We start from the raw sequence: 25,721 nt of genomic DNA, 5'->3' as shown, positions 1-25,721 counted from the left end.
TAAAATATTTAAAACATGCACTTCGCGCTTGATATATTGATTGGCAATTAGGCTGGTCGGCAAAATTGCGAAACTTCAGGCAATAAAAAGCCCCGCTTGCAGGGCGGGGCTGGTGTATTGCCGTTCGTCCGAACTTCAGGCAATCAATGCCTGGCGGGTGCGGTCGATCACCGCTTGCAAGGGTTCGGCACTGGCGTATTGCTCGGGGTACAGGCGCTCGCTGTGGCGGGCGATCCCGTGCTCGTTGACCAGTGTGAAGCTGAAGCTGCCCTTGCGCGCAGCCATGATCAGGCAGTTCATGGGAGCAAAGGCGTTGGTCAGCGTACGAATGGCTTCCTGGGTGTGGATTTGAGTCGACATATTATTGGTGTTCCTACAAATGACACGGTATCTGAACCGTGCAGCGTTAAAACGTTCCAGTAATGCCGTGCCACCATTGGCCGGAAAAAGAACCTGACTGGAACAAGGCAGCCAGTTTGCAGCGCTTGAAATATGAGTGGCGCTCGGGCTGGCAGGTAGGTACTCAGGAGGGCAGGCAATCACGACAGGGGCAAAGGTTCTGTGCCCGGGGTGAAGATCCTGATCAATTTGCAGGTTGGTTCGGTCAGAGAAAAAATCTTGGCAACACCCTTTTCAAGGGTGTCGTGGCGCAATTTTTACCTGGAAACCATCGAGGGGTCGCTCCCTGTTTTCAGTGGCCGGCTTCTTCGAAGCGTGGCTACCAAGGGATGTTTTCGACCAGAATTGACTTTCAGCTTGGTACTAACGGCGTGGATACTAGCGTATTGGAAAGCGCAAGGGAAGGGTTTTTTGCAAAAAACTCGTGATGTCGATGGCGGTGAACCGCTGGTTTTCGAGCTGCCCGATAGCGAGGCACTCGAGGGCGGCACCGGCGAGGTCAGCGGGCCTGTCGCCAGGCCTTGTCTCATCTGCTTGTGCAAAAAAGGTGCGCCGATATAACCGCGCACGTATCACTTGTGCACATTATTGGCCCGGCTTGTCACCTCTTTGTCATCTACCTCTCCGGGCCCGCGAATGCCTGTATTGGAAATACAAGTCAATGAAAAATATCGTCTTTTTTTATTGGTGAAAAAATCGACAGTTTGACTGCGAGCCCCGTTCCATGGGGCTTTGCGGGGGTTAAAGGGGGGTTGTCCACTGAGTTATCCACAGCTTCTGTGGATTGTCCCAAGCGCTTGCTCTAGCTCGGGCATGTGGCGTTTTTTCGACTTTACCTTCGTGAAAAAAAGAGTAGAGTGGCGCGCCCTGCGATTTGCCCTACTGTCTGATATGAAGTTTCGTTCGACCTCATCATCTCCATCTTCGTCCAATACGATTTCAACCGAGCCGAAGCGTTTTTCGCTGCGCGTCGCGCTCTGGTTGCTGGACAGCCCGAGCCTGGGCCACAACCCCAACGTCAAGCACTTCGCCGGCCGCCTGTTGAAGCAGCCGGCGCGCCAGGGTGTGGTGCTTGCCCAGCGTCGCCTGGGGCAGTTGATGTGCCGCGATTGCGGCAGTTCCCGTGAGCGGCGTATCGGTCACGAGTTGCTGCGCCAGGCGGCCCGCGCTGGCGACCAGGTGGCCCGGCGCGAACTGGGACTGCTCGAAGACTGAGCTGTCCCTGGCGTGGCGTGTTCGCTACCCTTGACCCTTTGAGTCCGGTGTTGCGTGGGAGTGCTTATGGCGTTGGATCTGACCAGTCTGTTGCTGGGTTTGGCGGGGCGGCGCTGCCATTGCTGGCGTTCGCCTGGCAACTGCAGCGTCGCGCCGGCGCGGCGCAGGCCGAGCTGGCCCTGCAGGATGAACGCCTGGCCAACGCGCAACTGGCCCAGGACGGGCTCAATGCCCAACTGGATGCCTGTCGAGACGAGGTCAGCGACCTCGGCCAGGCCAATGCCGCCAAGCAGGCGGAGTTGGCGGCATTGCGGCGCGAAGTCGACCTGTTGCAGATCGAGCGTGACAACGCCCGGGATGCGGCCCATGCCTGGAACCTCGAACGCAACGGCAAGGAAACCGAGTTGCGCCGCCTCGATGCGCAGGTGGCCTCGTTGAATGCGGCCCTGCGTGAACAGCAGGAGGGGCACCAGCAACGGCTCCAGGACCTGCAAGGCTCGCGGGACGAACTGCGGGCGCAGTTTGCCGAAATGGCCGGGAAGATCTTCGATGAGCGCGAAGCGCGTTTCGCGCAAAGCAGCCAGGAACGCCTCGGACAATTGCTCGACCCGTTGAAGGAGCGTATCCAGTCCTTTGAAAAACGTGTCGAGGAAAGTTACCAGGCCGAGGCCCGCGAGCGTTTTTCCCTGGGCAAGGAACTGGAGCGCCTGCAACAGCTGAACCTGCGCCTGAGCGATGAGGCGACCAACCTGACCCAGGCGCTCAAGGGCCAGAAGACCCAGGGCAACTGGGGCGAACTGATTCTTGAGCGGGTGCTCGAGCATGCCGGCCTGGAAAAGGGCCGCGAGTACCAGACCCAGGTCAGCCTCAAGGGCCCCGATGGCGAGCGTTTCCAGCCGGACGTGCTGATCCTGCTGCCGGGAGACAAGCAGGTGGTGGTGGACTCCAAGGTCAGCCTGACGGCCTATCAGCAGTATGTCGGCGCGGCTGACGAGGTGATCGGCCAGGCGGCACTCAAGCAGCATGTGCTGTCGTTGCGCAATCACGTCAAGGGCCTGTCCGGCAAGGACTACAAGCGTCTGGAAGGCTTGCACAGCCTGGATTTCGTCCTGCTGTTCGTGCCGATCGAGGCGGCGTTCTCGGCGGCCTTGCAGGCGGAACCGAACCTGTTCCAGGAGGCGTTCGACCGGCAGATCGTGATTGTCAGCCCGACCACGCTGCTGGCGACCCTGAGGGTGATCGACAGCCTCTGGAAACAGGAGCGCCAGAGCCAGAACGCTCGGGAAATCGCCGAGCGCGCCGGTTGGCTGTACGACAAGTTCGTGCTGTTCATCCAGGACCTGGACGAAGTAGGCAGCCGCCTGCAGCAGTTGGACAAGGCCTACGCGGCGGCGCGCAACAAGCTGACGGAAGGCCGGGGCAACCTCATCAGCCGCAGCGAGCAGCTCAAGCTGCTGGGGGCTCGCGCGAGCAAGAGCCTGCCTGCCGACCTGCTGGAGCGGGCGATGACCGATGCCGATGGCGTGGTCGAATTGCCGGAGTGATTCATCCGGTGGGGCTGGAGTCGTGGGTCTGGCTTGAGGGCCTGTTCGCGGGCAAGCCCGGCTCCAACCGTATTGCGGCGTTCATGCCTCTTGAACTCGACTCAAACCTGTAGGAGCCGGGCTTGCCCGCGAACAGGCCCCAAAGCCAGGCCCAGGTCATGAAAGCGCAGCTCAACGCGCCAGGTGTCGACTCAGCAGGGCCCGCAACGCTGCCGGCTTCACCGGCTTGGCCAAGTAGTCCAGCCCGCTGCCATGCACCTGCGCAACGGTTTCCTGCCTGCCATCGGCGCTGATCACCACGCCGGGCAGCGGTTCGTTCAGGCGTGTACGCAGCCAGGCCATCAGGTCGGTGCCGGTTTCGCCGTCGTCCAGGTGATAGTCCACCAGTGCCAGTTGCGGACGAATGCCCCTTGCCAGCAGTCCCTCGCATTCCTCGCGGTTGCGTGCGGTCCATACCTGGCAACCCCAGCGGCTGAGCAGGCTGTGCATGCCGATCAGGATGCTGTCCTCGTTATCGATGCATAACACTTGCGCACCGCTCATGGGCTGCCCATTGACTGCCACGCTGGCATGGGTCACGGCCTGCGACGCGCGGGCCAGGGGCACGCTGACGCTGAACACGCTGCCACGCCCCGGCCAGGAGCGGACCTGCAGTTGATGCCCCAGCACCCGGCACAGGCCGTCGGCGATCGCCAGGCCCAGCCCCAGGCCCTTTTCCGCGCGGGTCTGGTGGCTGTCCAGGCGCTTGAACTCCTCGAAGATCACCTGGCGCTTGTCCTCGGGAATTCCCGGGCCGCGATCCCACACCTCCAGCAGCAACAGCTCGCCGCGCCGACGTACGCCGAGCAGCACCGGGCCCTTGGCGTAGCGAAAGGCATTGGTCAGGAAGTTCTGCAGGATCCGCCGCAGCAGCTTGATATCGCTGTCGATGCGCAACTGGCTGCCACGTACCCGGAACTTCAGACCCTGTTCCTGGGCCAGGAGCTTGAACTCGGCGCCCAGGGTGTCGAACAGTTCGTTGACGGCGAACGGCTTCGAGTCCGGAGTGATCTTGCCGTTTTCCAGGCGCGAGATATCCAGCAGGTCGCTGATCAGGTCCTCGGCCGAACGCAACGAACTGTCCAGGTGCTGTACCAGTTGTTGCGCCTCCGCCGACAGCCCTTCCTCCTGGTGTGACAGCGCGGCGGAGAACAGTCGGGCGGCGTTCAGCGGTTGCATCAGGTCGTGGCTGACCGCGGCGAGAAAACGGGTCTTGGACTGGTTCGCCGCCTCGGCGTTACCCTTGGCCTCGGTCAGCGCCAGGTTGAGTTGCGACAGTTCGTGGGTACGCTCGGCCACCCGTTGTTCCAGGCCCTCGTTGGCTTCGGTCAGGGCCTGCTCGGCCTCGCGGAACGCGGTGATGTCGGTAAAGCTCATGACGAAGCCACCACCGGGCATCGGGTTGCCGATCAGTTCGATCACCCGACCGTTGGGAAACAGCCGTTCGGAGGTGTGCGCGCGGCCCTGGCGCATCCAGTGCAGGCGCCGGGCCACGTGGACTTCGGCCTCACCCGGGCCGCAGAGACCACGCTCGGCGTTGTAGCGGATGATGTCGGCGATCGGCCGGCCGACGCTGATCAGCCCATCCGGGTAGTTGAACAGTTCCAGGTAGCGGCGGTTCCAGGCCACCAGTTTCAGCGACTGGTCGACCACGCTGATGCCCTGGGTGATGTTCTCGATGGCGCCTTGCAGCAGGGCACGGTTGAACTGCAGCACCTCGGAGGCTTCGTCGGCGATACGCACCACGTCCTCAAGCTGCATGTCGCGACCCTCGATGGCCGCCTTGACCACCGCTCGGGTCGAGGAGGCGCCGAGTACACCGGCCAGCAGGCGTTCGGTGTGGGCGATCCAGTCGCTGTCGGCGTTCTGGTTCGGGTTGAAGCCCTTGCCCTGGCGGTAGGCGAAGCGAATGAAGCTCTGGCGCGCCCGCTCTTCACCGACGAAACGCGCGGCGAGGGTCAGCAGGTCCTCGATCTGTACCGCCAGCATCGAGCGGGCACCGGGACGGGCGCTGATTTCCTGGCCGATGAAGCGCCCGGCCTGCCAGTGTTCGGAGACGCGGCTGCGCGACAGCACCGAGACCCAGGCGAACAGCGTGAAGTTGCCGGCCAGCGACAGCACCACCCCCTGGGTCAGCGGGGAAATGGGCAGGCCCAACGGGTTGCCATGCAGCCAGGCAAGGCCGGGGAAGCTATTCAGCGACCAGCCCAGGCTGTGGGCGGCAATCGGCAGGACCAGGGTGTAGAACCAGAGGAAGGTACCGCCGGCGATCCCGGCGAACACCCCGCGACGGTTGGCCTGTTTCCAGTACAGCGCACCGAGCATCGCCGGGGCCAGTTGGGTGACGGCGGCAAAGGCGATCTGGCCGATGGTCGCCAGGCTGGCGGTGGAACCCAGCAGGCGGTAGCTGACGTAGGCCAGCAGAAGGATGGCGACGATGCTGACCCGGCGCACCGACAGCATCCAGTGACGGAACACTTCGAACGGCCGCTCGGAATTGGTCCGGCGCAGCAGCCAGGGCAGCAGCATGTCGTTGGACACCATGGTCGACAGGGCGACGCTGGCGACGATCACCATGCCGGTGGCCGCCGAGGCACCGCCGATGAAGGCCAGCAGCGCCAGGGACGGGTGGGCCTGGGCCAGTGGCAGGCTGATCACGTAGGAGTCGCGCAGGACCTCGGCCGGCAGCATCATCCGCCCGGCCAGGGCGATCGGCACCACGAACAGCGCGGCGAGAATCAGGTAGGTGGGGAATACCCACTTGGCCAGCCGCAGGTCCTGGGGCTCGATGTTCTCCACCACGGTGACATGGAACTGCCGCGGCAGACAGATGATCGCCATCATCGCCACGCCGGTCTGCACCACCATCGAGGGCCAGTTGACCGTTTCCTTCCAGTACTCGGCCAGCAGCGCCGAGTTCCTCGCCTGGTCGAACAGGTCGTCGAAACCGTCGTAGACGCCATAGGTGATGTAGGCGCCGACCGCGAGAAAGGCCAGCAGCTTGACCAGCGATTCGAAGGCGATCGCCAGCACCATGCCGCGGTGGTGTTCGGTGGCGTCGAGGTTGCGGGTACCGAACAGGATGGTGAACAGCGCCAGCACCAGCGAGACGATCAGGGCCGTGTCCTGGGCACGCACGCCCATGGCGTCGGCCCCGGCACCGATCAGCAGGTTCACCCCGAGGACGATGGCCTTGAGTTGCAGGGCGATGTAGGGCAATACCCCGACCAGACAGATCAGCGCCACCACCACCGCCAGCGACTGTGACTTGCCGTAGCGGGCGGCGATGAAGTCGGCGATCGAGGTGATGTTTTCCTGCTTGCTGATCAGCACCATCTTCTGCAGGACCCAGGGCGCGAACACCAGCAGCAGTACCGGCCCGAGGTAGATCGGCAGGAACGCCCAGAGCTGGTCGGCAGCCTGGCCGACCGCGCCGAAGAAGGTCCAGCTGGTGCAGTAGACCGCCAGCGACAGGCTGTACACCCAGGCGCGTAGCCGCGGCGGCAAGGGCGCGCGGCGACGGTCGCCATAGAAGGCGATGGCGAACATGATGGCCATATAGGCCAGGGCGACGACGGCGATCAGCCCGCTGGACAGCGACATGGAAACTCCCGGCAAAAGACATCCCGAGGGCCGTCCGGCCCCGGGACCACAGTCTCGCACGATGGCCGGGCGGCGTCAGTGTCGACCAAGGTCGCAGCGTGGCCTGGTGTCGCAGCCGATGCTCAGGTGCGCAGGGCGATATCGATCAGGCGGTGCAATTCCTCGACGGTCAACGGGGCGCTGGAAAACAGCACGCGAAACACGATCGGGGCGACGATCAGGTTGAGCAGGTGATCGACGCTGGGCAATTGACCGGCCTGCGGATAGCGATCGAGGATGATCCGCAACTGGCCGCCGAGAATTTCCACGCAGTGGCCGGGAATGGAGGTGCTGTTCTGCACATCGCGCATCATGTTGCGCCCCGGCTCCGAACTGATTTCGTCCAGGTACTGTTCGGCCCAGGCACGCAGGTCGCCGGGCAGGCTGCCGGTGTCCAGCGGTGGGCGGTCCGGCTGCATGCGCGCCAGGGCGACATCGGCCAGCAGTTCAGAGAGGTCGCCCCAGCGCCGGTAGATGGTCGATGGGGTGACACCGGCGCGGCTGGCAATCTGCGGCACGGTGATGCTGGAGCGCTCCTGTTCTTCAAGGAGCGTACGGACGGCCGCGTGAATCGATTCCTGCACCCGGGCGCTGCGGCCACCGGGGCGGATACTTTCTTTTATCGCCATGGGTAAAACCTTAACACAAAGAATTTGCTTTAAGCGAAAAGCGGTAGCACACTGCGCAAAAGCAAAATTTTAGCTTTTGTGGAGTCCGTTCATGTCCAACCGTGCTGAAGTGACTGTTTCAAACCGTTCCGGCCTGGTCTTCCTGTCGATCACCCTGCTGACGTTTCTGGCCGCATCCAGTGCACCGACACCCTTGTACCACCTGTATCAGGAGGCGCTGGAATTTTCCGCCGCAACCCTGACGCTGATTTTCGGGGTGTATGCCCTGAGCCTGCTGGCGGCCTTGCTGACGGTGGGTTCGTTGTCCGACCACCTGGGCCGTCGACCGGTGCTTTTCAGCGCGTTGCTGCTGGAAATCATTGCCATGGGCCTGTTCATCGCTGCCGACAGCATACCGCTGTTGATCGCCGCCCGGGTGCTGCAGGGGTTTGCCACCGGCATGGCCACCAGTGCGCTCGGTGCGGCGCTGCTGGACCGCGACAACCGCAAGGGCCCGCTGGTCAACAGCCTGGCACCGCTGCTGGGCATGGCCTGCGGGGCCCTGGGGGCGAGCCTGCTGGCGGAGTACTGCCCGCGGCCGACGCAGTTGGTTTACGAACTGCTGCTGGCCCTGCTGGTGTTCCAGGCTCTGTATGTCTGGCGCCTGGCGGAGAGTGTCAGCGCGCAGCCGGGAGCGTTGGCTTCCCTGCGGCCGGCCCTGCACGTGCCGCCACAGGCAAGGCGGGCCTTGTGGCTGTCGTTGCCGGTCAACGTCGCGGTGTGGATGGTGGGCGGCTTCTACTCGTCGCTGGCACCCTCACTGGTCCGGGCGGTCACGGGGTCGACCTCGAACCTGATCGGCGGCGGCCTGGTGGCGATCCTGACCCTGAGTGGGGCTGCGGCGATTTTCAGCCTGCGCGAGCGGGCCGCCGGCAAGGTGTTGCAACTGGGCGCGGGCCTGCTGGCGATTGGCGTGGCGCTGGTGCTGGTCGCCGTGCACGAGGCGAGCCTGTGGTTGTTCTTCGTCGGCACACTGCTCACCGGCAGTGGTTTCGGTGCCGGTTTTCTCGGCGCGCTGCGCAGTGTCGTGCCACTGGCTCTGCCCCATGAGCGGGCGGGGCTGATGTCGACGTTCTATGTGCTCAGCTATCTGGGCTTCTGCATGCCGGCCTTCCTGGCCGGAAGTCTCAGCCGTAGCCTGGGCTTGATCGTCACCACCCAGGGCTACGGCGGCGTGCTGATCCTGCTGTCGCTGGGAGCCCTGCTGGCGCTGCGTCTGCAGCGGCCGGCCAGGACCTGTGCCGCCTGACAACGGGATGGGCTCGCCGCCACGGCGGGCGGCGAGCGTAAATTGAAAGCCGTGAAAGCGACGGGCGCTCAGTCTTTGGCCGGTCGCTGAGCCGCCTTTCAAGGACGATCATGCCTGCCCCCGTTCCTCGGACGTTCACCCTCAACGCCGATCACCTTGCGCGCCAGCTCGCTGGCGCGGATCTGTCGCAAACCTTCACCCTCGTTCTCGAGGTCGCCGCACAACCCTTGCCCCGTCAGGCCGTGTTGCTGTTGCGCGCGGGTGTGTTGCCGGCCATTGGGCGGCAGTTGCGGCATGTCCTGCCAGGAACGGCGATGCGCCCGCGCGGGGCTGTGCCGTTGGCCTATGCCTTTCATACCCTGCGCGAGGCGATGCTGCTGGAGCCGGACCCCAGGCGCCGGGTGTTGCTGGCCCATGAGTGCATCGACTGCCTGCTGGCGGGCCGGGGCGCCCGCTCGATCGGCAGGCGCATCGCCGTGCTCCATGGCCTGGAGTCGATGGACCTGGTGGTGCAGGGTTTCATCGCGCTGGTGGAAGTCTGCGCGTCGATCCTCAGGGATCACGCTTTCATCATGGCCCGCCTGGGAGTCGCCGCCGGCTGGTTCGGTGGCGACATTGGCGTCGCGGCCAGGCTGGGGCGGCCGGCCTTTTATGGTTCGGGCGGGCATATCAGCCGGGCACGCTTCGCGATCATGCGCAACCTGTTGCTGCGCAACGATGAAATCAGGCGACCGGCGCCGGGGATGGAACCGGTGCTGGACGTCTCCTGGCTGCGCCGGGAATACCGGCTGGATCTTCATCGAAGCCTGCCCGGCTCGCTGGAATCTGCGCCGCAAACGCCCGGTCCCTGGGTCAGCGCGCAATGAACTGTGCCCGGTAGGCCGACGGAGAAATATGCAGCGAGGCGTTGAAGTGCTGCCGCAACGACAGGGCGCTGCCGAACCCGGACTCCACGGCGATGGCCTCGATGCTCCGGGAGCTGCTTTCCAGCAGGCGCTGGGCATGGCTCAGGCGTTGGCCCAGCAGCCATTGGCCAATGGTGGTTCCGGTCATCTGCCGGAAGTGCCGGGTCAGTGAGCGGCGGCTCATGGCCGCGCGTTCCGCCAGGTCGTCCAGGGAGTGGTTGCGGGTGAAATGCTGCCCCAGCCACTGCAGCAACTGGCCCATGCGGTCCTGCTCGCCGGTGGTGGCGATCGGCCGTTCGATGAACTGCGCCTGTCCCCCCGAGCGATGGGGCGCGATCACCAGGCGGCGGGCCACCTTGTGGGTGGCTTCGGCGCCGCACAGTTGCTGCATCAGGTACAGGCAGCAATCGAGACCGGCGGCGGTGCCGGCGGAGGTCAGCAGGTGATCGGACTCGGCATACAGCACATCGGCATCGAGTTTTACCTGCGGATAGCGCCGGGCAAAGGCCGTGGCCCAATTCCAGTGGGTGGTGGCCGTGCGCCTGTCCAGCAGGCCGGCCTCGGCCAGGACGAAGGCCCCCAGGCACAGGCCGACAATCCGCGTGCGCCTGGCGTGCGCCTGGCGCAAGGCTTCGAGCAGGCGCTCGGGTGGCCGCTCCTCGGTGTCGCGCCACGACGGCATGATGATCACGTCGGCCTGTTCCAGCGCTTCCAGCCCGTGGTGCACCTGGATATCGAAACCGGCCGAGGTGCCGAGCCGTCCCGACTCGAACCCGCAGACCTTGAGGCAAAAGCGCGGCATATCGATGCCTTCACGCTGCTCGGCGAACACCAGGGCCGGTACGGACAGGTGGAACGGGCTGATGCCGTTGAAGGCGATCACGGCGATCTGGAGGGTGGTCATCGAGCGGGCCTTGGGCAAACGGATTTGGCCTGATCTTATCGAATATTGTCTTTCAGGCCACTTATGCGTTTTGCGCCGACCGGCAATCATGGTCTTCCGAACCCGCTACCAGGTACCGAACCATGTCCCAAGCCCCTCGTCGTGCGCTGATCGTGATCGATGTGCAGAATGAATACGTCAGCGGCAACCTGCTGATCGAATACCCACCCGTCAGCGAGTCGCTGGCCAACATCGGCAGGGCCATCGACGCGGCGAATGCCGCGGGTATCCCGTTGGTGCTGGTGCAGAACGATGCTCCGGCGACGTCGCCGCTGTTCGCCATCGGCTCGCCGGGTTGGGAACTGCATCCGGTGGTTGCCGCGCGCCGCCATGATCATCGGGTGAACAAGACCCTGCCCAGCGCCTTTGCCGGCACTGACCTGGCCCAATGGCTGGCGCAGCGCGAGGTCGACACCCTCAGCGTGGTCGGCTACATGACCCACAACTGCAACGCCTCGACCATTTTCGAAGCCACCCACCGTGGCCTGGCAGTCGAGTTTCTGGCCGATGCCACCGGCTCGTTGCCGTATGCCAACGAAGCGGGGCGGGCCAGTGCCGAGGAAATCCACCGGGTGTTCAGCGTGGTGTTCCATAGCCGTTTCGCCGCCGTGGCCAGCACCGCGCAATGGTTGTCGGCGGTGGAGCAGGGGGTGGCCTTGTCCCGATCTTCGATCCCGGCCTCCAACCAGCTGGCGCTGCAACAGCCATGACCGTCATTCGCAGCCGCGACTTCACCGGTGCCCGTCCCTGGGCGGCGCTGGACATTGCCAGCATGAACGGCATCAGCACCCGCCTGCACTGGACCGACCAGCCCTACATTTGGCATGTCAACGACGGACAGGAAGTGTTCGTGGTGCTCGATGGTCAGGTGCGCATGCGCTATCGCCTGGATGGCATCGAGCAGGCCGTGATGCTGGAAAGCGGCGATATCTTCTACGCGGGTGTCGGTTGCGAGCACCTGGCCGAGCCGCAGGGGCCGGCGCGGGTACTGGTGATCGAGAGTGAGGGCAGCCTCTGACGTATATCTTTAAAATAGATAAGATATAGAGAAAATACACGTTATATAGATATTCGATACGGTTCTATGATGGCTGCAACCTCACCAGGGGACAGGAGACAGCCATGCAAACCTGCACCAACAGCATCAAACCCGGACTGCGGCCTCTGAGCCACTTGCCGCACCCCCTCGAAGCCATTCGCCAGTTCACCCCCAACTGGTTCGCCGCGACCATGGGTACCGGTGTGCTGGCCCTGGCCCTGGCGCACCTGCCGGTCGCCATGCCGGGCCTGCGCACCGTGGCCGAAGGCCTGTGGCTGTTCAACATCCTGCTGTTCAGCGTGTTCAGCCTGCTCTACGGTGCACGCTGGGTGCTGTTCTTCCATGAGGCACGGCGGATCTTCGGGCACTCCACCGTCTCGATGTTCTTCGGCACCATTCCCATGGGGCTGGCGACCATCATCAACGGTTTCCTGCTGTTCGGTGTGCCGCACTGGGGCGAAACGGCCGTCGGCATCGCCGAGGCGCTGTGGTGGCTCGATGTGGTGTTGTCCCTGGCCTGCGGGGTGCTGATTCCGTTCATGATGTTCACCCGGCAGGAACACCGCATCGACCAGATGACCGCGGTCTGGCTGCTGCCGGTGGTCGCGGCGGAGGTGGCGGCGGCCAGTGGTGCGCTGCTGGTCCCGCACCTGGGGACAGCGCGCAGCAGTTCAAGGTACTGGTCACCAGCTACGTGCTCTGGGCTTTCTCGGTCCCCGTGGCTTTCAGCATCCTTGCCATCCTGCTGTTGCGCATGGCACTGCATAAGTTGCCCCATGAGAACATGGCCGCGTCGAGTTGGCTGGCCCTTGGGCCCATCGGTACCGGCGCGCTGGGCATGCTGTTGCTGGGCGCGGACTCGCCGGCAGTGTTCGCCGCCAACGGGCTGGCGGGCATCGGCGAGATCGCCAGCGGCCTGGGAGTGGTCGCCGGGATGATTCTCTGGGGCTTCGGCCTGTGGTGGATGCTGATGGCGCTGCTGATCACCCTGCGTTACCTGCGCAGCGGCATTCCGTTCAATCTCGGCTGGTGGGGGTTCACCTTCCCCCTGGGGGTCTACTCCCTGGCCACGCTGAAACTGGGCAGTGTCCTGCATCTGGGCTTTTTCAACGGTTTTGGCCTGTTGCTGGTCGGGCTGTTGAGCGTGTTGTGGCTGATCATCGGTACCCGCACGCTGCGGGGTGCCTACAGGGGCGAGCTGTTCGTTTCGCCCTGTCTTGCAGGAATCGCGAAATAAATCTTCAGGATTAGGTAATGTTGTGGCCTGGAGCGGTGATCCGCACTCCAACAAGAAAGCCGCTCTCGGCGCCACTCAGGACCATGGAAGATGAGTCACCCCTCGCAGTTCAGTCTGTTGCGTACACGGCGTTTCCTGCCGTTCTTCGTAACCCAGTCGCTCGGCGCGTTCAACGACAACGTTTTCAAGCAGTCGCTGATCCTCGCCATCCTCTACAAACTGAGCATCGACGGTGACCGTGGCATCTGGGTCAACCTCTGCGCCCTGCTGTTCATCCTGCCGTTCTTCCTGTTCTCGGCCCTGGCCGGGCAGTTCGGCGAGAAGTTCGCCAAGGATGCGCTGATCCGGGTGATCAAGCTTGCAGAGATCGCGATCATGGCGATCGGTGCGGTGGGCTTCGTGTTCGATCACCTGTCGCTGATGTTGCTGACCTTGTTCGCCATGGGTACCCACTCGGCGCTGTTCGGGCCGGTGAAATACTCGATCCTGCCCCAGGCGTTGCGTGAGGAGGAACTGGTTGGCGGCAACGGCCTGGTGGAAATGGGCACGTTCCTGGCGATCCTAGCCGGGACCATCAGTGCCGGGGTCATGATGTCCTCGGCGCACTACGCGACCATTGTGTCCGCGGCGATCGTGCTGGTGGCGGTATTCGGCTACCTGGCCAGTCGCGGCATACCACGGGCGGCGGCATCCAGCCCGCAGCTTCGGCTGGACTGGAACATCTTCAGCCAGTCCTGGGCCACCCTGCGCCTGGGGTTGGGACAGACCCCGGCGGTCTCGCGTTCGATCGTCGGCAACTCCTGGTTCTGGTTCGTCGGAGCGATCTACCTGACGCAGATTCCCGCCTATGCCAAGGAGTGGATGTACGGCGACGAAAGCGTGGTGACGCTGATTCTCACCGTGTTCTCGGTCGGCATCGCCGCCGGCTCCATGCTCTGCGAGCGCCTGTCCGGGCGCAAGGTGGAGATCGGCCTGGTGCCCTTCGGTTCGTTCGGCCTGAGCCTGTTCGGTCTGTTGCTGTGGTGGCATTCGGGCAACCTGCCGCAGAACGTCCAGGCCAATGACTGGCTGGCCCTGCTGCACCACAGCCAGGCCTGGTGGGTGCTGCTGGATATCCTCGGGCTGGGTGTCTTCGGCGGTTTCTACATCGTGCCGCTGTATGCGCTGATCCAGTCGCGCACCGCGGAAAACGAGCGGGCCCGGGTGATTGCCGCGAACAACATTCTCAACGCGCTGTTCATGGTGGTGTCGGCGATCGTGTCGATCCTGCTGCTGAGCGTGGCGAAGCTGTCGATTCCGGAGCTGTTTCTGGTGGTGTCGCTGATGAACATCGCGGTCAACACCTACATCTTCAAGATCGTCCCCGAGTTCAGCATGCGTTTCATGATCTGGCTGCTCAGCCATTCCATGTACCGGGTCGAACACCGCAATCTTGAGCTGATACCCGACGAGGGGGCGGCGCTGCTGGTGTGCAACCACGTGTCGTTCGTCGATGCGCTGCTGATCGGTGGGGCGGTGCGGCGCCCGATCCGTTTCGTCATGTACTACAAGATCTACCGGTTGCCGGTGCTCAACTTCATCTTCCGTACGGCCGGCGCGATTCCGATTGCCGGGCGTGGCGAGGACCTGGAGATCTACGAGCAGGCGTTCAGGAAAATCGCCGAGTACCTCAAGGAGGGCGAGCTGGTGTGCATCTTCCCCGAGGGCAAGCTGACCAGTGATGGCGAGATCAACGAGTTCAAGGGCGGCATGACCCGCGTGCTGGAGGAAACCCCGGTGCCGGTGATCCCGCTGGCGCTGCAGGGGTTGTGGGGCAGTTTCTTCAGCCGTGATCCGCAGAAGGGCTTCTTCCGGCGTCTGTGGTCACGGGTGACGCTGGTGGCCGGGCCGGCGGTGGCCGCCGAGTCCGCAGTACCGTCACGGATGCGCGAGCAGGTGCTGCAGTTGCGCGGGATGGCCCGTCGCTAAGGGACGATGCAAGACGGCTGGGGAGGGACGTCGTACGGATATCCCGCGTACGACGCTTGCCCTGCAGGAGCCCGGCTTGCCGGCGAAGAGGCCTGTCAGGCCACTGGAAGCTTCGCGGGCAAGCTCTGCTCCTACAGGCCGGCGTGTCAGGAAGCCGAGACCTTCAGGCCGATCAGGCCGGTGATGATCAGGGCCACGCTCGCCAGCCGTATCAGCGCCATGGACTCGCCGAACAGGATGATCCCGGCGATGACGGTTCCCACCGCGCCGACACCGGTCCACACCGCATAGGCGGTGCCCAGTGGCAAGTCCTTCACGGCAAGGCCGAGCAGGCCAAGGCTGATGGCCATGGCGCCAACGGTCAGTACGGTAGGGAGTGGACGGCTGAAGCCATCGGTGTATTTGAGGCCAACGGCCCAGCCGACTTCAAACAGGCCGGCGAAAAACAGAATGATCCAGGACATGCGAACCTCCATCGAGTGATGGGGCCGTCCCCGGATTGATAGCTCGAGCGAGCCGCAGGGTCGTCCCTGCCTTGCGCACTATCGTGCACATTATCGATCCGGGGAGCAAGTTTTCCCTAGTCGGTCGCTTGCCGTTCCTGCCCGTCAGTCATTCGGCGGAACCAGGTCGAAAGCAGGGCGCCGGAAATGTTGTGCCACACACTGAACAACGCGCTCGGCACTGCCGCCAGCGGCGAGAAGTGTGCACTGGCCAGCGCCGCGCCCAACCCGGAGTTCTGCATGCCGACCTCCAGGGCCAGCGACTTGCGCTGGGCCAGCGGCAGCTTGAACAGACGGCCGGTGAAGTAGCCCAGCAGGTAGCCGAAGCTGTTGTGCAGCATCACCACCGCCATGATCAGCAGCCCGGATTCGGCGATCTTCGCCTGGCTGGCGGCGACCACTGCCGCGACGATGATCACGATGCTGATCACCGACACCAGCGGCAGCACCTCGACCGCATGGCGCACCCGTTCGCCCAGCAGGCGCTGGGCGACCACGCCGAGCACGATCGGCAGCAGGACCACCTGCAGGATCGACCAGAACAGTTCCGCGAACGAGACCGGCAACCAGGCCGAAGCCAGCAGCCAGATCAGCGCCGGGGTCAGTAGCGGGGCGAGCAGGGTAGTGACGGCGGCGATGGCCACCGACAGTGCCAGGTCGCCGCGGGCCAGCCAGGTCATCACGTTGGAGGCGGTGCCGCTCGGGCAGCAGCCCACCAGGATCACCCCGACGGCGATTTCCGCCGGCAGGTGAAAGGCCTGGCAGAGCAGCCAGGCGACGCCGGGCATGATGACGAAATGCGCCACCACGCCGAGGGCCACGCGCCAGGGATGGCGGGCGACTTCGGCGAAGTCTTCGAGCTTGAGGGTCAGGCCCATGCCGAACATCACCAGGCCGAGCAGCGGCACGATGGCGACTTTCAGGCTGAGGAACCAGCCGGGCTGGAGAAACGCCAGTACGGCGAAGATCAGTACCCAGTAGGCGAAGGTGTTACCGACAAAACGACTCAGTGCCGCCAGTGCACGCATGGTGTTTTCCTTGTCATGTGCGGGGCGGGGCAGGCAAGCGTCGACCCATAGGGGCCCGGCTTGCCGGCGAAGGGATCTCTGGATCGCCAAAGCCTTCGCTGGCAAGCCAGGCGCCTGCAGAACGGTGCCTGGCCCCTACGTACGGCCCATCAGATGCCCTGCGGGATTTCCTCGCCGCCCAGCGCCTCGAACAGCTCCGGCAGGAACTCGCCGAAGGTCAGCATCATCAGGGTGAAGCTGGCATCCAGCTGGCCCAGGGCTTCGTCGCCGCCGTCCTGTTCGGCCTGATCCTGCAGCAGGTCTTCGAACTTCAGGCGCTTGACCACCATCTTGTCGTCGAGGACGAAGGACAGCTTGTCCTGCCAGGCCAGGGCCAGTTGGGTGACCATCTTGCCGGTGCTCAGGTGCAGCTGGATTTCGTCACCGGTCAGATCCTGGCGCTTGCAGCGGATGATGCCGCCGTCTTCCTGGACATCACGCAGTTCGCACTCGTCGAGGACGAAGAAGTTGTCGGCGGCCTTGAGGGTCTTGACCCAATCGGTCATCACCGCGGTCGGGGCGATCTTCACGGTCAGTGGCCGCACCGGCAGGGTGCCGAGCACTTCGCGCAGGGTCGACAGCAGGTCTTCGGCGCGTTTCGGGCTGGCCGAGTTGACCAGGATCAGGCCCTGTTTCGGCGCAATGGCGGCGAAGGTCGCCGAGCGACGGATAAAGGCGCGCGGCAGGAAGGCCTGGATGATTTCATCCTTGAGCTGGTCGCGCTCCTTCTTGTAGACCTTGCGCATCTGTTCGGCTTCGATCTCTTCGACCTTTTCCTTCAGTGCGTCACGTACCACGCTGCCTGGCAGGATGCGTTCTTCCTTGCGGGCCGAGACCAGCAGGAAATCGCCGCTGACATGCACCAGCGGTGCGTCTTCGCCCTTGCCGAATGGAGCGATGAAGCCATAGGTGGTCAGCTCCTGGCTTGCGCAGGGGCGGGCCGGCTTGGTCGCCAGCGCGGCCTCCAGGGCCTCGGCGTCAAAAGGCAGATCCTGGGTCAGGCGGTAGATCAGCAGGTTCTTGAACCACATGGGGCGAATCTCTCCTTTATACAAAGGTGGGCATTATTCTCTTCGTGGCCCGATAGGCCAACCCTCTGCTAAGTCTTTGGAAGGCCTGAAAAAAATATTGAAGAAAGTGCTTGCCAGAGTGGGGAGCGCTCCGTAGAATGCGCGCCACACCGAAAGCGAAGGGTGATTAGCTCAGCCGGGAGAGCATCTGCCTTACAAGCAGAGGGTCGGCGGTTCGATCCCGTCATCACCCACCATTCGTTCAAGTGTTTAGCGCAGCGGTAGTTCAGTCGGTTAGAATACCGGCCTGTCACGCCGGGGGTCGCGGGTTCGAGTCCCGTCCGCTGCGCCATATTCGATGATCTGGACCACTGAACGCCAGGTCATCACGCAAAGCCCGCCTAACCGCGGGCTTTTTGCTGTCTGGTGTGTGGAAAAGTCCACGATTTAAATTTTTTTATTTAAATCAGTGCTTTATGGATTTTTTGTGGCATAATGCGCTCACACCGGAAGCGAAGGGTGATTAGCTCAGCCGGGAGAGCATCTGCCTTACAAGCAGAGGGTCGGCGGTTCGATCCCGTCATCACCCACCATTCGTTTCAAGTGTTTCGCGCAGCGGTAGTTCAGTCGGTTAGAATACCGGCCTGTCACGCCGGGGGTCGCGGGTTCGAGTCCCGTCCGCTGCGCCATATATCGATGTTCTGGACCACTGAACGCCAGAGCATCACGGAAAGCCCGCCCAGTGCGGGCTTTTTTTCGTCCGGGATTTTTGTGGTGCCTGTTCGCGGATGAATCCGCGAGCAGGCTCGTAAGGCCGCCAAAAGCCTTGCGGGCATGACAGGGGCTTAGCCGCCCTGAGGTTCTCTCCTATCGTTCGGCGTTCCGGCTGTGCCGGTAATCGCTGACCGCGTCATACACCGCCTTGCGCAGGCGGTTGATCCCCCGATCGGCCGGTGCGCCTCAAGCCCGTGCCACGGACTGAACGACTGGTTGTCACAGGCGATGTTCTGCTCCAGCGTGTCGAAATCCTGCGCCGGAATGCGGATGTGCGCCACCGTCTCGAAGGGGGCATCGCTTTCCTTCCATTCGATGCTGGTGTCTTCGATCGGCATGTACCGGTTGGCGTTCTGGCGCTGGATCTGCAGCACGAAGCAGGCCGGAACCCGGTCCGTGGACAACTGCTGGACCAGGGCGCTGCGCAGGAAGTTCGGCAGGTCCTCGTTCTGCTTCGGCAACTCGTATTCCGGGCAGCTTTGCGGATCGGGGGCAACACGGAACTTGGCGTTGGCACTGCCGAACTTGTAGGGCGATACGGAAAAGTAGGTCGTCTGCAGCGGTGTTTTCGGCGCCGGTGCCAGGGTTGCCAAGGCAATGAACAGGTGGCGGATCTGCCAGCCGGTGGGGTTCCAACTGGGGAAGAAGGCCAGAACCTTCTTGCCGTCGGCCTGGGCGGCGATGTTCTGCTGGTATTCGGCGACATCGCTGACGAAGAAGTTCGGATGGTTGAACATCACGAAATCCTGCTCATGGCGCCCCTGCTGACCGGCCAGCAACTGCCTGCCGGGAACATCCAGCAGCTTGATCGCCATGCCGCGGGCATCGCGGATGCTGTCGAACTGCGGATAGGCATTGCCGTTGGACAGGCGGATCAGCGCCTGCCAGGTCTTGCCCGGCTCGGCGAACACGCCCTGGCGCAGTTCGCTGCCCAGGCCTTCGAGCACCTGCACTTCGGCATTCACACAGCCATGGGCCTTGGCGTGGGCATCGCGCAGGTAGCGGGTGCCCTCGCGGTGCTGGTCGACGATGCGCACGGCGGTCTGAATGATGTCCTGGGTCCTCGCGGTCTCATCGCTCGGCACCTGTTCCACCGTCGGCACCGGGCCGCTGTGGCGCCAGGCGTACCAACCGGTGGCCAGGGCCCAGCCGAGCAGGCCGAGGCCTACCAGGAGCAGCAGGCTCTTGCCGAGAAATGCGCCGAGGCGCAGCCACAGTCGCTTCAGCATGTGAACGTCCTTTCAGGCTTGTCGGGAGGGCATGGGTTCATGGCAACTGCTGCTCCAGCGGGCCACCCAGCACCTTCAGGTATTCGAGCAGGGCCCAGCGCTCCTCCGGTTGCAGCAGCCGGCCGATCACGCCGTTGCCGCGCTTGCCGGCACGGAATTCATGACCGCTGTTGTGGTTGCCGCTGATCCGGGTGTCGAACAGGAAGCCGTTCTCGAAGGCTTTCTGGCGATAGCCCAGGTGACGCGGATCGTATTCGAAAGTGCCCCGATAAAAAGTGGTGGAGCGCTCGTCCTGCGGCGACAGCAACTGATAGAGGCTCGGCACCGAGCCGTTGTGCAGGTAGGGCGGTGTGGCCCATACCCCCGCCAGCGGCCGCGCCTTGTAGGCCCGTTGTTCGAGTACGCCGATCGGCAGGCCGAAGCCGTCCAGTTGCGGGCGCTCGGCAGGTGTCACGCCGGCATCGCGATAGGCGCGCTCCTCGACGAACGCCGTGACATAGGCCAGGCCCTTGGCTACCGACAGCTGGCTCAGGTCCAGCGGCTGGTCGCTCCTGGGATGAAGTTGCACCGGCAGTTTGGCCAGTTCCGCCGGGTCCCATTGCAGCGCGCTCAGGTCATAGCGTTGGTCGGCGATGTTGTTCGCGGTGTTCGGGTCGGTACCGATCGCGGCCAGGGGAATGCTGGTGAGGTGTTGCACCGCACGACCGTTTTCCTCGGTCACCGAGGGCACGTGGCAGCCGGCACAGTTCTCGGCAAACAGCTTGCGGCCCTGGGCGGCCCGGGCCAGGTCGACCTTGCCGAACAGCTCCTCGGGCCAGGTCGGTGGCTTGAGGCGTTGCAGGGTTTCCTCGATCTTGTGCAGGTCACGCACCCGCACGCTGGACGGATAGCGGTCGTCGCCACGCAGTGGCTGGCCGTTGGCGTCGAAAAAGTTCAGCGTGGCACCGACGCCCAGGGCCTCACCGATATTGCGGGCCATCGGTTGCTGGGCCGAGGCGGTCCACTGGACCCAATCGAAGGTCCAGATATCCCACAGTTGCGGGTAGTCCACCGGCGCGTTGGCGACCCGGTAGTTCTTGTCGGAGATGGCATCGCCGAAGCTGGCGTTGGCGATCCGGCCGAAGGCGTCCGTGCGTCCCGGACCCTCCAGCGTCGGATAGAGTCCGCGGTGGGTATCGTTCCAGGCGACGTGGAGGAAGGTATCGAGGGACTGTTTCAGCGCCACCCGCAGTTCGGCACGCTTGGCCTCGTAGTCGTTGCCGAGGACCTTGCGGGCGAAGCGCTCGAACTTCCAGGGGTTGTAGTAGGTGGCCGCGAGGCTGGCGACCAGTGCCTGGCCGAAGCTGCCGCCACGCACCGTCGGTACGCTGGAGGGCAGCACATGCTGGGCCGAACCACCGTCGATCCTCAGCGCCTGGCCTTTGTAGCGCAGTTCGCCGGTGTGGCAGGCCGAGCAGGTGATGTCCAGGTACTGCTCGCTGCTTGCGGGGTTCTGGTGGCGGGTGAAGCCCACCGGCAGGTTGCCGGGATTATCCGCCGTGGCCTGTTGCCGAGGATCGACCAGGAAGCCGAAGCGTGCCAGGTATTCCGGCGCGGCGAAGCGTTGTTCGGAGAAGGGCAGTTCCAGGGCGGTGAACCATTCGTAGCGCAGGCCCTTTACCTGGGTACCCTGGGGCGTGTAGTAGAAGGTCTGGCGATCGGCCGGGCTCCACTGTTCCAGGTAATGCACCTGCTCGGCCGGTATGTATGCCGGCAATTTCGGATTGGCGATGTAGTACAAGATCACCGCGAGGCCTAGGCCAATCAGCAGTATCAGAGCCAGTAACACACGGTAAAAAATGCGCAAGATAACGATCCTTGTCGAGGTGTGATGCTCTTATGCCTCAGCTGCTGCCTGGCATCAAGTGGCCGTGATGGCCGCCCGTACTGGCTCCCGCTGGCGGAGCGGCTGTTTCGTTGGACGTAAGCAGAATGTCAGCACTGTGTAAAATGCTTTGCGGACCTGAACTTATCGACTGTTTTCGGCTCTGATCCCGGTAGCCATTGGTCGCGGCCGCCTGATAAGCTCGCGACTTTATTCGAATGCCCCCTAGGCGCATGAACAAGGAAATAGCATGAAACAGCATCGGTTGGCGGCGGCGGTGGCCCTGGTTAGCCTGGTACTCGCGGGCTGCGATTCGCACTCCAGCGTAGAGCTGAAAACCCCGGCGCAAAAAGCCTCCTACGGTATTGGCCTGAACATGGGCAAGAGCCTGGCCCAGGAAGGCATGGATGATCTGGATTCCAAGGCCGTGGCCCAGGGCATCGAGGATGCCATCGGCAAGAAAGAGCAGAAGCTCAAGGACGAAGAACTGGTCGAGGCGTTCGCCGCGCTGCAGAAGCGTGCCGAAGAGCGCATGGCCAAGCTGAGCGAAGAGTCGGCAGCCGCCGGCAAGAAATTCCTCGAGGAAAACGGCAAGAAGCCTGGCATCGTGACCACCGCTTCCGGCCTGCAGTATGAAGTCGTCAAGAAAGCCGACGGTCCTCAGCCCAAGCCGACCGACGTCGTCACCGTCCACTACACCGGCAAGCTGATCAATGGCACCACCTTCGACAGTTCCGTGGATCGCGGCAGCCCGATCGACCTGCCGGTCAGCGGCGTGATTCCTGGTTGGGTCGAAGGCCTGCAACTGATGCACGTCGGCGAGAAGTACAAGCTGTACATTCCGGCTGATCTGGCTTACGGCGCGCAGAGCCCGAGCCCGGCGATTCCGGCCAACTCGGTTCTGGTGTTCGACCTGGAACTGCTGGCGATCAAGGATCCGACCAAGGCTGACGATGCGGAAGCTCCTGCCGCCAAGCCTGCCGGTAAGGCCGCCGAGAAAGCTGCGAAGTAATCCTCCGGTTTGCCCCGCGAAAACGCCCCGTTCTACGGGGCGTTTTCGTTTGTGCGGCATGATGGGTTGCAATAAACCGAACATATACTGCCGACAGCAGTCTTAACATTGAGCTAATTGGCGTAGTCGTAGACTGTCGCCAAGTCAATGAAATATTGGGGTTTTTTTAGTGAGTAAAAAACGCCCGATCTGACTCGGACCCTTGTGCGACGGGGCTTTCAGCCATGAAATGCCGCTCTGTTCACAAGGTTATCCACAATTTGTGTGGATAACCTTGTGCGCCTGATCGCTGGAGTGATGATGAAAACACCGTGGAATTTCGCTCGCTTCCTGCCCCTGGCCCAACGCCTCCTGGCGCGTGGACGCCTGCCCACTTTACTGTTCGCAGTGGCGAGCAAGAGTGCCCGGGAAGGCGGGCGGCTGGGCAAGCTCAAGGAGGACCTGAAGCTGTTGCAGGTCTTGTGCCTGGCCTACTGGCGCGGTGAATATCGCGCGGTCAGTGCCAAGTCGATGGTCATCGTGGTGGCGGGCCTGATGTATTTTCTCAGCCCGATCGACGCGATTCCGGATTTCATCCCGTTATTCGGCATGCTCGACGATATCGCGGTGCTGGCCTGGGTGATGAATGCCCTGGACCAGGAGTTGAATGCCTTCCGGGCCTGGCGCGAGCGCCAGGTGCCGGAACACCTGGTGGCGGTCGAACGCCTGCCGGAGACCCCGAAGCAGTTGCAGCTCGAACGCAACGACAAAAATTGACCTGAATCCCCTCGTTTGAAGATCACACACACGAGCGACTCTGGTGGCTGTTAATATTAAGCTACTAGGAAAGCGCTGACTCGCTATGTGTAATCGTCCTACGGGGTGTAGTAATGGATCTTCAAATAATTACACGTGACGGTGAACCGGAATATGCGGTTCTCCCCTGGGCTCAGTACCAAAGTTTGCTCAAGGCTGCCGGCTTGCGCAGCCAACAACCCCCTCCGACCTCTTCTGACACGCCTGTGGCGCCGGCCGCCGCCATGCCGGCGTTCGACCAGTTGCGCACCCTGCGCGAAGCCAAGGGGCTGGCGATCGAGGTGCTGGCACGGACCGTGGGCATCAGCCCATCATACCTGGGGTTGATCGAGAGTGGTGAGCGGGAGCCGGATGCCGCGATTCGCCGCAGCCTGGCCTGGGAATTGGGTGTCGCCGGATGGAGGGATGCATCGTGAGCGTGCGAATCAGTCGTCAGCATTGGGAGGGCCTGCTGGGGGAACTCGATCAGGCCCGTCGGCAGCGGCATCTGTTGACCTATCGGGCATTGCTCGAGCGTCTGCAACTGCCCAGCCCTGCCATGCAGACCCTGACGGCGGCGCTGGAGCACCTGGCAGCCCTGGATGCCAGGGCCGAGCAGCCGTTGCGCAGTTCATTGGTGATCAGCCAGGGCGCGAGCCGTCTGCCGCGTACCGGTTTTTTCGAATGCGTGGAGCGCCTGGGGCGCTTTTCCGGTCCGTCGGACGGCGTGGCGGCGGCTTCCTGGCACGCATCGGAAGTGGTGCGGGTGTTCGAGTACGACTATCCCGAGTCGGCCGAAGCCTGATCTCGTGGGGCCTGTTCGCGGACTTGCAGCTCAGGCGCTGTCTTCGAGCGAAGTGATCTCGGTGCTGTCGATGACGTGGATGCTGTGGCCCGGCACGTTCTTGGCGTGGTGCTTGGCCTGTGAGGCCAGCTCGGCCAACTGGCTGGCATCGAGCAGCCCGCAGGACTGCGGCTTCAGGTGCACCGCACCGATGGACAGGGACAGCAGGGCAAACTCCTGGCGCAGGCCCTGGCGGTTCGACGCGATGAAACAGCCGGCCTCCAGATGCTCGGCACGGTAGAAGCGCCGGCACTGGTTCTGGAAGTCATCGACCAGGTGATCCAGGCGTTTCTGCCAATCATCCGAACCCAGCACCAGCAGGAAATCATCACCGCCGATGTGGCCGACGAAGTCGCGGCTCGGGTCGACCCGCTCGTTCAGGCACTGCGCCAGGCATAGCAATACTTCGTCACCCCGGCCGTAGCCGTAGATATCGTTGAAGGGCTTGAAGCTGTCGATGTCGACATAGCAGATCAACGCTTCGCGTTGCTGTTGCAGCAGACGGGCCAGGCACTGCTGGATCGGCACGTTGCCGGGCAGCAGGGTCAGCGGGTTGGCGTAGCGGGCCTGCTGGATCTTCAGTTCGGTGATCAGTTTCAGTACGTCGATCACCCGTCCAAGGCCCAGGTAGCGGCCATTGAGGGTGATGATGAAATCTTCCTCGATACGTTGCCGGGCACGGCTGGTCAGCAGTCGGCTGACCTGTTGCAGCGACTGGCTCGATTCCACGGCGAGGAAGTCATCGCTCATCAGCCGGCTGATGGGCTTGCGGGCGAACAGGTCGGTGGCGAACGGCTTGAGCAGCGCATCCGACAGCGAATGCCGATGGACGATGCCGCAGGGCCGGTTCTGTTCGTCCAGCACCGCCAGCGAATTGAGATTGGCCTGGCGCCGAAAGGCCTCCAGCACCGTCGCCGTGGCGGTGTCCTGGGTCACTGCCGGTTGTTCGATGAGCAGGGCGCTGAGGTCGCTGCCGTCCTCGCTCAGGACGATGGAGGTGTTTTCCACCTTGGGCAGCAGGGCGTGGGCATCCTGTGGCGGGTTTTCCTGGGGACGGCAGAGCAGGTAGCCCTGCACCAGGTCGACGCCCATTTCGGTCAGTACCGCCAGTTCTTCCGGCAATTCGATGCCTTCGGCGATCACCCGGGCCCGCGAGGCCTTGGCGATCTGCAGGATGGAGCCGACGAACTCGCGCTTGAGGCCGTCCTGGTGGATACCATCGATGAAGTGTCGGTCGATCTTGACGTAGTCCGGGCGCAATTCCGACCACAGGCGCAGGCTGGAATAGCCGGCCCCCAGATCATCCAGGGCGATCGAGAAACCCATGTCGCGGTAGTGGTGCAGCGCGTTCTGCAGCAGTTGGAAATCGTCGGTGGGGGTTTGCTCGGTCAGTTCGATGACCACGTTGCTGGGGTCGATGCCGAAGTCCTGCAGCCATTGCAGGGTTCGTCCCGGTGGGTGGCTTGGCTCCAGCAGGGATTCGGGGGATACGTTGAGAAACAGCTTGCCGGGCAGTTTCTGTTCGCTGAAACGGCGGCAGGCACTGAGCCGGCAGGCCATTTCCAGTTCGCTCAGGCGTCCGGCCTGACGGGCCACGGCGAACAGGCTGACGGGTGAGTGCAGCGGGCTGTTGGAGGGCCCGCGACTGAGCGCCTCATAGCCGACGATACGTCTCTCGGACAGTGAAATGATCGGTTGGAACAGGCTGTGCAGACCACTCTGAGCCAGGATTGAACTCAAGGCGTTCAGCTGTTCGGTCATGGTCATGGCAGTCTCTGTCGAAAGAAAAGGACCGG

The 25,721-nt window shown here is 63.2% G+C and carries 21 protein-coding genes, 4 tRNA genes and 2 pseudogenes; 17 read left to right on the top strand and 10 right to left on the bottom strand.

All coding sequences use genetic code 11. The features are described 5' to 3' along the window. Positions 1–135: 135 nt before the first annotated feature. Positions 136–360, bottom strand: a complete 225-nt coding sequence (locus ACZ5KU_RS24190) for a hypothetical protein (RefSeq protein ID WP_054058194.1) — start codon at positions 358–360, stop codon at positions 136–138. A 210-nt stretch (positions 361–570) separates the two neighbouring features. Between ACZ5KU_RS24190 and ACZ5KU_RS24185 the strand changes: the two genes are divergently transcribed. The 3 genes from ACZ5KU_RS24185 (at position 571) to ACZ5KU_RS24175 (ending at position 3,158) form a co-directional block, all read left to right on the top strand. Next, on the top strand, positions 571–960 hold the full coding sequence (locus ACZ5KU_RS24185) for a hypothetical protein (protein WP_464736385.1): 390 nt from the start codon (positions 571–573) through the stop codon (positions 958–960). 330 nt (positions 961–1,290) lie between these two features. Continuing rightward, positions 1,291–1,614, top strand: coding sequence for an SEL1-like repeat protein (locus ACZ5KU_RS24180; protein WP_054063084.1), 324 nt, complete (start codon positions 1,291–1,293; stop codon positions 1,612–1,614). Between the two features lie 179 nt (positions 1,615–1,793). Further along, positions 1,794–3,158 (top strand): DNA recombination protein RmuC, encoded by a 1,365-nt coding sequence (locus ACZ5KU_RS24175; protein ID WP_192842698.1) that lies wholly within the window; start codon positions 1,794–1,796, stop codon positions 3,156–3,158. Positions 3,159–3,329: 171 nt separating this feature from the next. On the opposite strand, the gene ACZ5KU_RS24170 is transcribed toward ACZ5KU_RS24175, so the two are convergent. Both ACZ5KU_RS24170 and ACZ5KU_RS24165 read right to left on the bottom strand, forming a co-directional pair. Then, positions 3,330–6,800: a hybrid sensor histidine kinase/response regulator gene (locus ACZ5KU_RS24170; protein WP_054061182.1), complete on the bottom strand. Its 3,471-nt coding sequence runs from the start codon at positions 6,798–6,800 to the stop codon at positions 3,330–3,332. 122 nt (positions 6,801–6,922) lie between these two features. Then, positions 6,923–7,468, bottom strand: coding sequence for a TetR/AcrR family transcriptional regulator (locus tag ACZ5KU_RS24165; RefSeq protein ID WP_054061183.1), 546 nt, complete (start codon positions 7,466–7,468; stop codon positions 6,923–6,925). A gap of 91 nt (positions 7,469–7,559) precedes the next feature. Here ACZ5KU_RS24165 and ACZ5KU_RS24160 point away from each other — a divergent pair, with 91 nt between their 5' ends. Both ACZ5KU_RS24160 and ACZ5KU_RS24155 read left to right on the top strand, forming a co-directional pair. Next, complete coding sequence (locus ACZ5KU_RS24160; protein ID WP_054063082.1) at positions 7,560–8,756, top strand: MFS transporter; 1,197 nt, start codon at positions 7,560–7,562, stop codon at positions 8,754–8,756. Between the two features lie 110 nt (positions 8,757–8,866). Further along, positions 8,867–9,622, top strand: a complete 756-nt coding sequence (locus ACZ5KU_RS24155; RefSeq protein ID WP_054063081.1) for a hypothetical protein — start codon at positions 8,867–8,869, stop codon at positions 9,620–9,622. On the opposite strand, the gene ACZ5KU_RS24150 is transcribed toward ACZ5KU_RS24155, so the two are convergent. Beyond that, entirely contained in the window at positions 9,609–10,565 is a 957-nt protein-coding gene (locus ACZ5KU_RS24150; protein WP_464736384.1) for a helix-turn-helix domain-containing protein, read from the bottom strand. The two genes, ACZ5KU_RS24155 and ACZ5KU_RS24150, sit on opposite strands and share 14 nt — an antisense overlap. Positions 10,566–10,687: 122 nt before the next feature. Between ACZ5KU_RS24150 and ACZ5KU_RS24145 the strand changes: the two genes are divergently transcribed. From ACZ5KU_RS24145 to ACZ5KU_RS24130, 4 genes and pseudogenes are all read left to right on the top strand, one after another. Continuing rightward, positions 10,688–11,314 carry a cysteine hydrolase family protein gene (locus ACZ5KU_RS24145; protein WP_464736383.1) on the top strand — a complete coding sequence of 209 codons (627 nt, stop codon included), beginning with the start codon at positions 10,688–10,690 and terminating at the stop codon, positions 11,312–11,314. Beyond that, on the top strand, positions 11,311–11,622 hold the full coding sequence (locus ACZ5KU_RS24140; protein WP_054057206.1) for a cupin domain-containing protein: 312 nt from the start codon (positions 11,311–11,313) through the stop codon (positions 11,620–11,622). The genes ACZ5KU_RS24145 and ACZ5KU_RS24140 overlap by 4 nt, the downstream gene beginning before the upstream one ends. Positions 11,623–11,726: 104 nt before the next feature. Further along, positions 11,727–12,880 (top strand): annotated as a pseudogene (locus ACZ5KU_RS24135) (TDT family transporter). Between the two features lie 90 nt (positions 12,881–12,970). After that, positions 12,971–14,848, top strand: a complete 1,878-nt coding sequence (locus tag ACZ5KU_RS24130) for an MFS transporter (RefSeq protein ID WP_054057204.1) — start codon at positions 12,971–12,973, stop codon at positions 14,846–14,848. A 146-nt stretch (positions 14,849–14,994) separates the two neighbouring features. On the opposite strand, the gene sugE is transcribed toward ACZ5KU_RS24130, so the two are convergent. From sugE to rdgC, 3 genes are all read right to left on the bottom strand, one after another. Next, a complete protein-coding gene (gene sugE / locus ACZ5KU_RS24125; RefSeq protein WP_273826092.1) occupies positions 14,995–15,312 on the bottom strand; it encodes a quaternary ammonium compound efflux SMR transporter SugE in 318 nt (105 codons plus the stop codon). A 116-nt stretch (positions 15,313–15,428) separates the two neighbouring features. Continuing rightward, entirely contained in the window at positions 15,429–16,379 is a 951-nt protein-coding gene (locus ACZ5KU_RS24120; protein WP_054063076.1) for a bile acid:sodium symporter family protein, read from the bottom strand. A 149-nt stretch (positions 16,380–16,528) separates the two neighbouring features. After that, positions 16,529–17,449 carry a recombination-associated protein RdgC gene (rdgC, locus tag ACZ5KU_RS24115; protein WP_054057201.1) on the bottom strand — a complete coding sequence of 307 codons (921 nt, stop codon included), beginning with the start codon at positions 17,447–17,449 and terminating at the stop codon, positions 16,529–16,531. 160 nt (positions 17,450–17,609) lie between these two features. On the opposite strand from rdgC, the gene ACZ5KU_RS24110 reads away from it, so the two are divergent. The 4 genes from ACZ5KU_RS24110 (at position 17,610) to ACZ5KU_RS24095 (ending at position 18,117) form a co-directional block, all read left to right on the top strand. Then, a tRNA-Val gene (locus ACZ5KU_RS24110) sits at positions 17,610–17,685 on the top strand. Positions 17,686–17,703: 18 nt separating this feature from the next. Beyond that, positions 17,704–17,780 (top strand) — tRNA-Asp (locus ACZ5KU_RS24105). A gap of 165 nt (positions 17,781–17,945) precedes the next feature. Beyond that, positions 17,946–18,021: transfer RNA gene (locus ACZ5KU_RS24100), tRNA-Val, on the top strand. Positions 18,022–18,040: 19 nt separating this feature from the next. Beyond that, a tRNA-Asp gene (locus tag ACZ5KU_RS24095) sits at positions 18,041–18,117 on the top strand. A 178-nt stretch (positions 18,118–18,295) separates the two neighbouring features. Here the strand turns inward: ACZ5KU_RS24095 and ACZ5KU_RS24090 are convergent. Together ACZ5KU_RS24090 and ACZ5KU_RS24085 are read right to left on the bottom strand one after the other, a co-directional pair. Then, positions 18,296–19,431: pseudogene (locus ACZ5KU_RS24090) on the bottom strand (catalase family protein). Positions 19,432–19,468: 37 nt separating this feature from the next. Further along, positions 19,469–21,277 (bottom strand): di-heme-cytochrome C peroxidase, encoded by a 1,809-nt coding sequence (locus ACZ5KU_RS24085; RefSeq protein WP_054057199.1) that lies wholly within the window; start codon positions 21,275–21,277, stop codon positions 19,469–19,471. Positions 21,278–21,545: 268 nt separating this feature from the next. Here ACZ5KU_RS24085 and ACZ5KU_RS24080 point away from each other — a divergent pair, with 268 nt between their 5' ends. The 4 genes from ACZ5KU_RS24080 to ACZ5KU_RS24065 all read left to right on the top strand — a co-directional run bounded on the left by ACZ5KU_RS24080 (position 21,546) and on the right by ACZ5KU_RS24065 (position 23,886). Beyond that, positions 21,546–22,307: an FKBP-type peptidyl-prolyl cis-trans isomerase gene (locus ACZ5KU_RS24080; protein ID WP_054057198.1), complete on the top strand. Its 762-nt coding sequence runs from the start codon at positions 21,546–21,548 to the stop codon at positions 22,305–22,307. A 300-nt stretch (positions 22,308–22,607) separates the two neighbouring features. Then, a complete protein-coding gene (locus ACZ5KU_RS24075; RefSeq protein ID WP_054057197.1) occupies positions 22,608–23,063 on the top strand; it encodes a YkvA family protein in 456 nt (151 codons plus the stop codon). A 113-nt stretch (positions 23,064–23,176) separates the two neighbouring features. Then, positions 23,177–23,518 carry a helix-turn-helix domain-containing protein gene (locus tag ACZ5KU_RS24070; RefSeq protein WP_054057196.1) on the top strand — a complete coding sequence of 114 codons (342 nt, stop codon included), beginning with the start codon at positions 23,177–23,179 and terminating at the stop codon, positions 23,516–23,518. Continuing rightward, positions 23,515–23,886: a hypothetical protein gene (locus ACZ5KU_RS24065; RefSeq protein WP_054057195.1), complete on the top strand. Its 372-nt coding sequence runs from the start codon at positions 23,515–23,517 to the stop codon at positions 23,884–23,886. The genes ACZ5KU_RS24070 and ACZ5KU_RS24065 overlap by 4 nt, the downstream gene beginning before the upstream one ends. A 30-nt stretch (positions 23,887–23,916) precedes the next feature. Here ACZ5KU_RS24065 and ACZ5KU_RS24060 read toward each other — a convergent pair whose 3' ends face one another. After that, positions 23,917–25,692: a bifunctional diguanylate cyclase/phosphodiesterase gene (locus ACZ5KU_RS24060; RefSeq protein WP_054057194.1), complete on the bottom strand. Its 1,776-nt coding sequence runs from the start codon at positions 25,690–25,692 to the stop codon at positions 23,917–23,919. Positions 25,693–25,721: the final 29 nt, after the last annotated feature.

The sequence above is a fragment of the Pseudomonas sp. Tof1 genome (assembly GCF_055390395.1).
The sequence above is the reverse complement of the archived record's forward strand: the minus strand, read 5'-3'. Positions and strand labels throughout refer to the sequence as shown.

What these genes read in the sequence shown, in the direction of transcription:
- ACZ5KU_RS24130 (WP_054057204.1), top strand. Translation starts at nt 12,971, where the DNA reads ATGAGTCACCCCTCGCAGTTCAGTCTGTTGCGTACACGGCGTTTCCTG.
- ACZ5KU_RS24070 (WP_054057196.1), top strand. Translation starts at nt 23,177, where the DNA reads ATGGATCTTCAAATAATTACACGTGACGGTGAACCGGAATATGCGGTT.
- ACZ5KU_RS24140 (WP_054057206.1), top strand. Translation starts at nt 11,311, where the DNA reads ATGACCGTCATTCGCAGCCGCGACTTCACCGGTGCCCGTCCCTGGGCG.
- ACZ5KU_RS24145 (WP_464736383.1), top strand. Translation starts at nt 10,688, where the DNA reads ATGTCCCAAGCCCCTCGTCGTGCGCTGATCGTGATCGATGTGCAGAAT.
- ACZ5KU_RS24165 (WP_054061183.1), bottom strand. Translation starts at nt 7,468, where the DNA reads ATGGCGATAAAAGAAAGTATCCGCCCCGGTGGCCGCAGCGCCCGGGTG.
- ACZ5KU_RS24190 (WP_054058194.1), bottom strand. Translation starts at nt 360, where the DNA reads ATGTCGACTCAAATCCACACCCAGGAAGCCATTCGTACGCTGACCAAC.
- ACZ5KU_RS24160 (WP_054063082.1), top strand. Translation starts at nt 7,560, where the DNA reads ATGTCCAACCGTGCTGAAGTGACTGTTTCAAACCGTTCCGGCCTGGTC.
- ACZ5KU_RS24155 (WP_054063081.1), top strand. Translation starts at nt 8,867, where the DNA reads ATGCCTGCCCCCGTTCCTCGGACGTTCACCCTCAACGCCGATCACCTT.
- rdgC (WP_054057201.1), bottom strand. Translation starts at nt 17,449, where the DNA reads ATGTGGTTCAAGAACCTGCTGATCTACCGCCTGACCCAGGATCTGCCT.
- ACZ5KU_RS24075 (WP_054057197.1), top strand. Translation starts at nt 22,608, where the DNA reads ATGAAAACACCGTGGAATTTCGCTCGCTTCCTGCCCCTGGCCCAACGC.
- ACZ5KU_RS24180 (WP_054063084.1), top strand. Translation starts at nt 1,291, where the DNA reads ATGAAGTTTCGTTCGACCTCATCATCTCCATCTTCGTCCAATACGATT.
- ACZ5KU_RS24150 (WP_464736384.1), bottom strand. Translation starts at nt 10,565, where the DNA reads ATGACCACCCTCCAGATCGCCGTGATCGCCTTCAACGGCATCAGCCCG.
- ACZ5KU_RS24080 (WP_054057198.1), top strand. Translation starts at nt 21,546, where the DNA reads ATGAAACAGCATCGGTTGGCGGCGGCGGTGGCCCTGGTTAGCCTGGTA.
- sugE (WP_273826092.1), bottom strand. Translation starts at nt 15,312, where the DNA reads ATGTCCTGGATCATTCTGTTTTTCGCCGGCCTGTTTGAAGTCGGCTGG.
- ACZ5KU_RS24060 (WP_054057194.1), bottom strand. Translation starts at nt 25,692, where the DNA reads ATGACCATGACCGAACAGCTGAACGCCTTGAGTTCAATCCTGGCTCAG.
- ACZ5KU_RS24170 (WP_054061182.1), bottom strand. Translation starts at nt 6,800, where the DNA reads ATGTCGCTGTCCAGCGGGCTGATCGCCGTCGTCGCCCTGGCCTATATG.
- ACZ5KU_RS24120 (WP_054063076.1), bottom strand. Translation starts at nt 16,379, where the DNA reads ATGCGTGCACTGGCGGCACTGAGTCGTTTTGTCGGTAACACCTTCGCC.